The following is a 7861-nucleotide window of genomic DNA, read 5'->3' as shown; positions in this document are numbered from 1 at the left end:
GCGTCCCGTCGGGCAGCGGACCGGCCGCCGCGGCGGCGCCACCGGCCGCGCGTGGCCGGCTCGGCTGCCGGGACCGGGCGTCGTACGCGGTGAACAGATCGGCGAGGCCCGCCGGAGGCTCGCGCCAGCCGGCGGGTGCGGGCGCGGGCTGGCTCCGCCCGATCCGGAGCGAGCCGAGCCGCGGCAGATCGGTGCGGCGCCGCAGATCGGCGGTGGCCAGCGCGACCCGGACCCCGGTCCAGTCCTCACCGGTGCGCTGGGCGACGGAGGCCCGCAACAGCAGCCGGCCGTCGCCGTCCTCCTGACGGCAGGACAGGCGGTAGGCGGGCACCCAGACAGCGCCGGGCACGCCGTACTCCAGCTCCAGTTCGACCACGTCATCGCCCGCGCCGCCCCCGGCGGGCACGCCGTCGAGCGTGACGACCGCGCACACGGTGGTGGCCACGTGCGCGGACGTCCCGGCGGTGGAGGCACGGGCGAACCGGTCCTCGGCGACGGAGAGTTCGTGTTCCACGTCCCGCAGTGCCTCGTCGAGCTCGGCGAGGCGCGCGTGCAGCCCGGTGAGCCGCTCGTCCACGAAATCGGCGAGTTCAAGCCACGCCTCGACCGGCGTGGTGCGGTGCGGCGGGTCGTCGCGCCGGCGCTGCGGCGGCACCGGCCGCAGGGCGGCGACCTCGTCGATCAGCGCCCGCTGCCGCTGCCGGCGGCCCCGGGCGGTGGCGCACGCGTCGCGCAGCCGCTCGACCTCGCGCAGCAGCGCGTCCCGGTCCCCGTCGCCGACCGGCTCTGCCTCCGTCTCGATCCGCGCCTCGGTGACGCGGACGTCCGAAGCGCCGAGCACCCGGGCCCGCAGCGAACCGGCGTCCGCGGTCCGCGGCAGCCCCGTCACCCGCACGCGCCCGTCCGACGGTACGACGCCCCGCGCCAGCCGCGTGCACAGCGCGCCCTGCGCGTACACGACGACCCCGTCGAGAACCGACTCCCACCGCTGGTCCGTCCCCACCACCACGCCCCCCGTGCCCGTTCGTACCCGCACGCGTACCGAATCCGTCTTCGTGGCCGAAGCCTACGCTCCGGGACCGACAACGACGCCCGTCGCGTCCGGGCCGGGCGGCTCAGGGCCCGGCGGCTCAGGGCCCGGCGACGAGGAAGATGATCTCGACGCGCCCCGGTCTGCCCGGGTCGGGTTCGTGGACGCGGTACAGCAGGGTGATGGTCACGCCGTTGTCGGAGGCCGGGGCGGTCGCGACCCGGCGCAGCTCCGCGGACCGTACCGGCTCGGTCCGCGACTCGGGGGGACGGGGGTCCTCGGCCAGGGCGGCGAGGGCGTCGTGGAGCGCGCGACGACCACCGGGGGAGAGGCGCGCGATCTCGTGGTAGAGCCTGCGGGGGATCTCGACGGCCCAGTGGGTCACGGGGCCGTGCCCTTGTCGAGTTCGGCGAAGAGGTCCTCGACGGTCATCAGTTCCGTCCTGCCGGCCAGCGACGCGCGGATCGCCTCCCGCACCTCGGGACGGGTGCGCAGCGCGACCAGGTGCCGTGCCTCGGTGATGACCGCCTCCTGTTCGCGCCCGAAGCGCGCCGCGCCCAGCCGGGCGTCGAAGGCCGCCAGTTCGACGGGATCGACGGCGGCGAGCTCAGCGCGCAACTCACCCAGTGTCTGCGGTCCTTGGTCGGCCGTGATGCGGTACGGACCGGTGCCGGCGGAGCCCGGCTCGTGCGGCGGCGACGTGCCCATGCGGTGCCTCCTCGACTCGTACGACTCCTACGGTACGGGCTACGGGCCCACGCGCGGGAGGGGCGTGCGGCTCCGGAACCGCACGAGTCCGCACGGCACCCCGCGGCACCCCGCGGCACGGCACGGCACGGCACGGCACGGCAGGCACCGTGCCGCGGCCGGCAATTGTCTGCACTTCCTCTCCGTGGAATGCCGGCGCGGGACCGGTGAGAATCGGAGCGCAGGAACCACGCGCCCCGATCACCCCTGCGGTGACGGCGGCGTGCTGGGAACTCGCGGGCAGCAACCAGTCCGACGAAGCCACGTGGCGAGTCCTCGGTGTGAGCCCCGAGGACGCCCGGCGGCGCATCTCCCCCTTTCCCCCTGCGCCGCCGGGTCGAGAGGAGGCCCCGGGCGCTTCGGTATCCACGACGCGTGCCCGGGGCCGCCTTCTCTCCCCTCCTCCCCGCATCCGTCCGGGAACACCGTGGTCCGGCAGGCCGACGGCGGGCTGACGCGGACTGACGGCAGGTCACCGCACTCCTTCCGAAACGGCGTTGTCAGTGGTCGCCGTTAGCTTCGGAGGCGTTGGAGAGACCGTTTCCCGGGAGGGGTGGACGATGACTGACAGCCGTATGGGGACCACGCTCAGGGTCGTGCTGACCGACGTCAACGAGGGCGTCGTGAAGGCCTGGCGGGCGGCGTTCGCCGACACGCCCGGCATCGAGATCCGCCGTGGCTCGATCCTCGACGAGGACGTCGACGCGTGGGTCACCCCGACCAACTCCCTGGGCCGCATGGACGGCGGGGTCGACGCCGTCATCAAGAGGCACCTCGGGGCCGGCATCCAGCTGCGCGTGCAGCGGGCGATCCGCGACCGGTTCGCCGGGAAGCTGCCGGTCGGCAGCGCGGTCTGCGTCCCGTCCGGGGCGACCACTCCGCGGTACCTGATTTCGACGCCGACGATGGAACAGTCCTCGCAGAACGTGCGCGACACGCTGAACGTGGCCCTCGCGAGCGCCGCGGCCTTCCAGGCCGTCCACCGGCAGAACGCCCTGGCGCCGGGCAGCATCCGCTCGGTGGCGCTGGTCGGCATGGGCGCCCGCACCGGCCGGGTCCCGGCGCGGGTCTGCGCCAACCTGATGTGGACCGGCCACACGCTCTTCCACGACCACTGGTTCGAGGACGACGACGAGCTGCGCGCCACGATCACCGCCCAGCTCGCCGGCATCGAGAGCGCGCCGCCCACGCAGCGGGTGCGCATCATGCCGCCGAAAGGGCATTCCTTTCGCCACTGACCCCGCACACGCAGCCGACGCCACCCACGCAACCGACCCCGCCCACTCCGCCGCGACCACCGGGAGCCCCTCCTCCATGACCGACGCCACCGCCACGCCGGCCCAGCCCAGCCCGCACGACCCGAACGACCCGCTGGGCCTCACCGAGCTGTTCGCCGGCGGCGGAGAGGCCTGGCTTCCGCTCCTGAAGCCCGTCATCGAGGCGCAGCCGGGCGCCGCGGAGTTCATCGGCCCGAACCGCAGCCCCCAGGTCGTGCCCGTCAGGGAGCTGACCTTCCAGGCGCTCAAGCCCAACCCGCCGCACAAGTGGAAGGTCGTCGTCTTCGGCCAGAACCCCTACCCGCGGCCGGAGAGCGCCACCGGCATCGCCATGTTCGACAACACCTTCAACGACTGGAAGGACAGCCAGTTCGGCAGGGTCGTCAGCATCCGCTGCATCATCAAGGCGGCGGCGATGTGGAAGTACGGCATACCCAAGAAGACACCGGTCGCCGACGTCCGCGCCCTGCTCGAGGAGCGCGACACGGTCCAGCCGCCCGAGTGGTTCCAGGCGATGCTCACGCAGGGCGTGCTGCTCCTGAACGCCTCGCTCACCGCCAGCGCCGACGGTGCGAAGGGCACCGACCGTCACACCCTGTTCTGGCGGCCCGTCGCCGAACGGATCGTCGAGGAGATCCTCAAGGCCAAGCAGGACGCCGACGAGGAGGACCGCGGCGTCGTCTTCGCCTGGTGGGGAGCCCACGCGCGCAACCTGAAGAAGATCGTCCTGCGCCTGCAGCAGAAGTACCCCGACGTCGAGGTCCGGCACATCGACCACGCCAATCCGGCGGCCCAGGGCGACCTCTTCTGCGAAGGAGACCACTTCGCCACCGTCAACGACGCCCTGGCCTCGCTGGGCGCCGACCCGATCGACTGGCTGCCGGGCAGGGGATGGAACGAGCAGCCGGCCGGCGGCGCGGACCGCGAGGTCGCGGACCGCATGGGAGCGTTCATCACCTCGACCATGGAACTGCACCAGCTCTATCTGGAGCGGCTCACCAGCGTCAAGGACGAGGGCCTCACCCTCCCCGCCGTCACCGGGGTCTTCGACACCCCGCTGATGTCCTTCGAGGACGCCGTCGCCCCGGTGACCAAGGTGCTCTCCGGACTCGGCCGCCACATCGACCGGTCCCGCGACTTCGGCAAGCGGCGCGCCGACGGGGCGGCCGGAACGCCGGGCGGCCTGTCCGCCGACGCCATCGCCGCGCTCCACCTCTACACCTGCGAGTCCGGCTTCTACCGCGACATCAACGCCGTCCTGCGCGCCCCGGACCGGACCAGGGTCCTGCCCTACCTGCCGTACCTGCGTCTGCTCTTCTCGGCCGTCTCGGACCTCCCGGTCCACACCCGGCCCCTGTGGCGCGGCGTCTCGCTGGACCTGCGCGGCCAGTACCCGGTCGGCCGCACGGTCACCTGGTGGGGCGTCTCCTCCTGCACCTCCGAACCGGACGTGGCCCGCGCCTTCCTCGGCAGCCGCGGCAAGCGGACCCTGTTCGAGGTGACGCCGGCCCGCGCCGTCGGCATCCGGAGCTTCTCCGCCTTCACCGGGGAGGAGGAGTACATCCTCGCGCCGGGCACCCGGCTCACGGTGACGGACGTGAAGGCCGAGCGCGGCGGGCTCTGCACGGTCAGGCTCACCGAGGTGGACGGGACCCGCATGGTCTCCTGACCGCCGCGGGCCCGCCGCGCCCGCGGCGACCCGCCGCGCCCGCGGCGGGTCGCTCAGGAGATGTGGCCGACGTGCGCGAGCGCCTGCTTCAGGAGGACTCCGTGGCCGCCCGGCATCTCGTTCTGCAGCGCGGGGGAGACGGCCTCCTGCGGACTGACCCAGACCAGGTCCAGCGCGTCCTGCCGGGGCCGGCAGTCGCCGGTGACCGGCACGACGTACGCCAGCGACACCGCGTGCTGACGCGGGTCGTGGAAGGGCGTGATGCCCGCCGTGGGGAAGTACTCGGCGACCGTGAAGGGCTGGAGCGAGGCCGGGATGCGGGGCAGGGCCACCGGGCCGAGGTCCTTCTCCAGGTGGCGCAGCAGTGCGTCACGCACCCGCTCGTGGTGCATGACCCGGCCGGACACCAGCGTCCGGCTGATCGTTCCGTCGGCACCGATCCGCAGCAGCAGTCCGATGCTGGTGACTTCACCGCTGTCGTCCACCCGCACGGGCACGGCTTCGACGTACAGGATGGGCATCTGCCCCCTGGCGGCGTTCAGCTCGTCAGCGCTCAGCCAGCCGGGCGTGGTCTCGGTCATGTCAGACATCGCCTGATCATACTTTCCGGACGCGGCTTTGGCTCAGGCCCTCCGTCCGTCAACCGGGTGACGGTGGGGGAGCGCTCCGCCCTCCACCGGGATCACCTGCCGGTGACCGGACCCGTCGCCCGACGGCGTGTTCTTCTCGCGGTGCGCCCGGCGGTGCGGAACGATACGGGCGAAAAGCCAGAAAAGTTCCACGCAGGAAGAAGGGGCGGACGTGTCCGGCAGCGAGAGCGAGAACCCAGCAATTCCCTCACCCACCCCCGCGTCGACCCGCCCCAGGACCAATCGGGACTGGTGGCCCGGCCAACTGGACCTCCAGGTGCTGGAACAGCACGCGACCGGGCCCGTCCCGCTGGACGAGGACTTCGACTACGCGGCGGAGTTCGCGGGCCTCGACGTCGACGCCCTCAAGCGGGACGTCATCGAGCTGATGACGAAGTCCCAGGACTGGTGGCCGGCCGACTACGGCCACTACGGACCGCTGTTCATCCGGATGAGCTGGCACGCCGCCGGCACGTACCGCATCCAGGACGGCCGGGGCGGCGGCGGCAGCGGCGCCCAGCGCTTCGCGCCGCTCAACAGCTGGCCGGACAACGCCAGCCTGGACAAGGCGCGGCGGCTGCTGTGGCCGGTCAAGCAGAAGTACGGCCGGAAGATCTCCTGGGCCGACCTCCTCGTGTTCGCCGGCAACTGCGCCATGGAATCCATGGGGTTCAGGACCTTCGGCTTCGCCTTCGGGCGCGAGGACATCTGGCAGCCCGAGGAGATCTTCTGGGGCCCCGAGGACGCCTGGCTCGGCGACGAGCGCTACAGCGGCGACCGCGAGCTGGCCAAGCCGTTCGGTGCCGTGCAGATGGGCCTGATCTACGTCAACCCGGAGGGCCCCAACGGCAACCCGGACCCGATCGCCGCCGCCCGCGACATCCGCGAGACCTTCGGGCGCATGGCGATGAACGACGAGGAGACCGCCGCCCTCATCATCGGCGGCCACACCTTCGGCAAGTGCCATGGCGCCGTCGACCCCTCCTACCTCGGCCCTGAGCCGGAGGCTGCGCCCCTCGAACAGCAGGGCCTGGGCTGGCACAACACCCAGGGCACCGGCAGCGGCCCGTACACCCTCACCAGCGGACTCGAAGGCGCGTGGACCAACGAGCCGACGAGGTGGGACAACGGCTACCTGGACAACCTCTTCCGGTACGAGTGGGAGCTGACCACCAGCCCCGCCGGAGCCCACCAGTGGAAGCCCAAGGACCCCGCCGCGCACGGCACCGTGCCCGACGCGCACGACCCGTCCAAGCGGCACGCCCCCATGATGCTGACGACGGACCTCGCCCTGCGGGAGGACCCCGTCTACGGCCCGATCTGCCGGCGCTTCCACGAGAACCCCGACCAGCTCGCGGAGGCCTTCGCCAAGGCCTGGTACAAGCTGCTGCACCGCGACATGGGCCCGGTGACGCGCTACCTCGGGCCCTGGGTGCCCGAGCCGCAGCTGTGGCAGGACCCGGTCCCCGCCGTGGACCACGAACTGGTCGGCGACCAGGACGTCGCCGCCCTGAAGGACCGGATCCTCGACTCCGGCCTCAGCATCCCGCAGCTGGTCACCACGGCCTGGTCCGCGGCGGCGAGCTTCCGCGGCACCGACAAGCGCGGCGGTGCCAACGGCGCGCGGATCAGGCTGGCGCCGCAGAAGGACTGGGAGGTCAACGCCCTGCCCGAGGTCGCCGATACGGTACGGCGGCTGGAGGAGATCAAGCGCGACTTCGACGCCGCCGGGACCGGCGGCAGGAAGATCTCGCTCGCGGATCTGATCGTCCTGGGCGGCTGCGCCGCGGTCGAGCGGGCCGCGCGCAACGCCGGCCACACCGTCACGGTCCCGTTCGCACCGGGCCGCACCGACGCCTCGCAGGAGCAGACCGACGCGGAGTCCTTCGCCGTGCTCGAACCGCGGGCGGACGGATTCCGCAACTACCTGCGGAGCGGCGAGAAGCTGTCACCGGAGACCCTGCTGCTCGACCGGGCGAACCTGCTGACGCTGACCGCGCCCGAGATGACGGTCCTCGTCGGCGGCATGCGGGCCCTGAACACCGGCTTCCGCGGCTCCTCGCACGGCGTCTTCACCCAGCGTCCGGAGGCGCTGACCACGGACTTCTTCCGCAACCTGCTCGACATGGGCACCGAGTGGAAGGCGTCGGAGTCGGAGGAGAACGTCTTCGAGGGACGGGACCGGGCGACGGGCGAGCGGAAGTGGACGGCGACCGCCGTCGACCTCGTCTTCGGCGCGCACGCCCAGCTGCGCGCCATCGCCGAGGTCTACGCCGCCAGTGACGCCGACGAGAAGTTCGTGCGCGACTTCGTGGCGGCGTGGAACAAGGTGATGAACCTCGACCGCTTCGACCTGCGCTGAGCCGACGGCCCACGCCTGACACGGCGTCACCACCGCTCCCCGGGAGCGGTGGTGACGCCGTGCGGCGTGGGGCCGGCCGAGTGCGGCGCGGTGCAGCGACACCCGGATGGGCGACTGCGGTGCCGGGGCGCGCCGGGCCAAGATCAT

7 protein-coding genes are annotated in these 7861 nt (G+C 72.6%); 3 read left to right on the top strand and 4 right to left on the bottom strand.

What is annotated here, in order from left to right; genetic code table 11:
• The 3 genes from ESG85_RS33085 to ESG85_RS33075 all read right to left on the bottom strand — a co-directional run.
• Positions 1-1009 (bottom strand): DUF4139 domain-containing protein (locus ESG85_RS33085; RefSeq protein ID WP_425471322.1); only part of this gene is annotated, 1009 nt, incomplete at its 3' end.
• A gap of 121 nt (positions 1010-1130) precedes the next feature.
• Positions 1131-1415: a hypothetical protein gene (locus tag ESG85_RS33080; protein ID WP_128984862.1), complete on the bottom strand. Its 285-nt coding sequence runs from the start codon at positions 1413-1415 to the stop codon at positions 1131-1133.
• Entirely contained in the window at positions 1412-1738 is a 327-nt protein-coding gene (locus tag ESG85_RS33075) for a bacterioferritin-associated ferredoxin (protein ID WP_128984861.1), read from the bottom strand. Before ESG85_RS33075 ends, ESG85_RS33080 begins: the two co-directional genes overlap by 4 nt.
• A 599-nt stretch (positions 1739-2337) precedes the next feature.
• Between ESG85_RS33075 and ESG85_RS33070 the strand changes: the two genes are divergently transcribed.
• Together ESG85_RS33070 and ESG85_RS33065 are read left to right on the top strand one after the other, a co-directional pair.
• Entirely contained in the window at positions 2338-3015 is a 678-nt protein-coding gene (locus ESG85_RS33070; RefSeq protein ID WP_128984860.1) for a macro domain-containing protein, read from the top strand.
• A 76-nt stretch (positions 3016-3091) separates the two neighbouring features.
• Positions 3092-4723 (top strand): ADP-ribosyltransferase domain-containing protein, encoded by a 1632-nt coding sequence (locus ESG85_RS33065; RefSeq protein WP_128984859.1) that lies wholly within the window; start codon positions 3092-3094, stop codon positions 4721-4723.
• 53 nt (positions 4724-4776) lie between these two features.
• Here the strand turns inward: ESG85_RS33065 and ESG85_RS33060 are convergent, their stop codons facing one another.
• Positions 4777-5304, bottom strand: coding sequence for an NUDIX hydrolase family protein (locus ESG85_RS33060; protein ID WP_128984877.1), 528 nt, complete (start codon positions 5302-5304; stop codon positions 4777-4779).
• A 220-nt stretch (positions 5305-5524) separates the two neighbouring features.
• Between ESG85_RS33060 and katG the strand changes: the two genes are divergently transcribed.
• On the top strand, positions 5525-7714 hold the full coding sequence (gene katG / locus ESG85_RS33055; RefSeq protein ID WP_128984858.1) for a catalase/peroxidase HPI: 2190 nt from the start codon (positions 5525-5527) through the stop codon (positions 7712-7714).
• The last annotated feature ends 147 nt before the right edge of the window (positions 7715-7861 follow it).

The sequence above is a fragment of the Streptomyces roseicoloratus genome (genome assembly GCF_004117935.1).
GTDB lineage: Bacteria > Actinomycetota > Actinomycetes > Streptomycetales > Streptomycetaceae > Streptomyces > Streptomyces roseicoloratus.
Note: the sequence above shows the minus strand (reverse complement) of the source record. Positions and strands in the feature narration are given on the sequence as shown.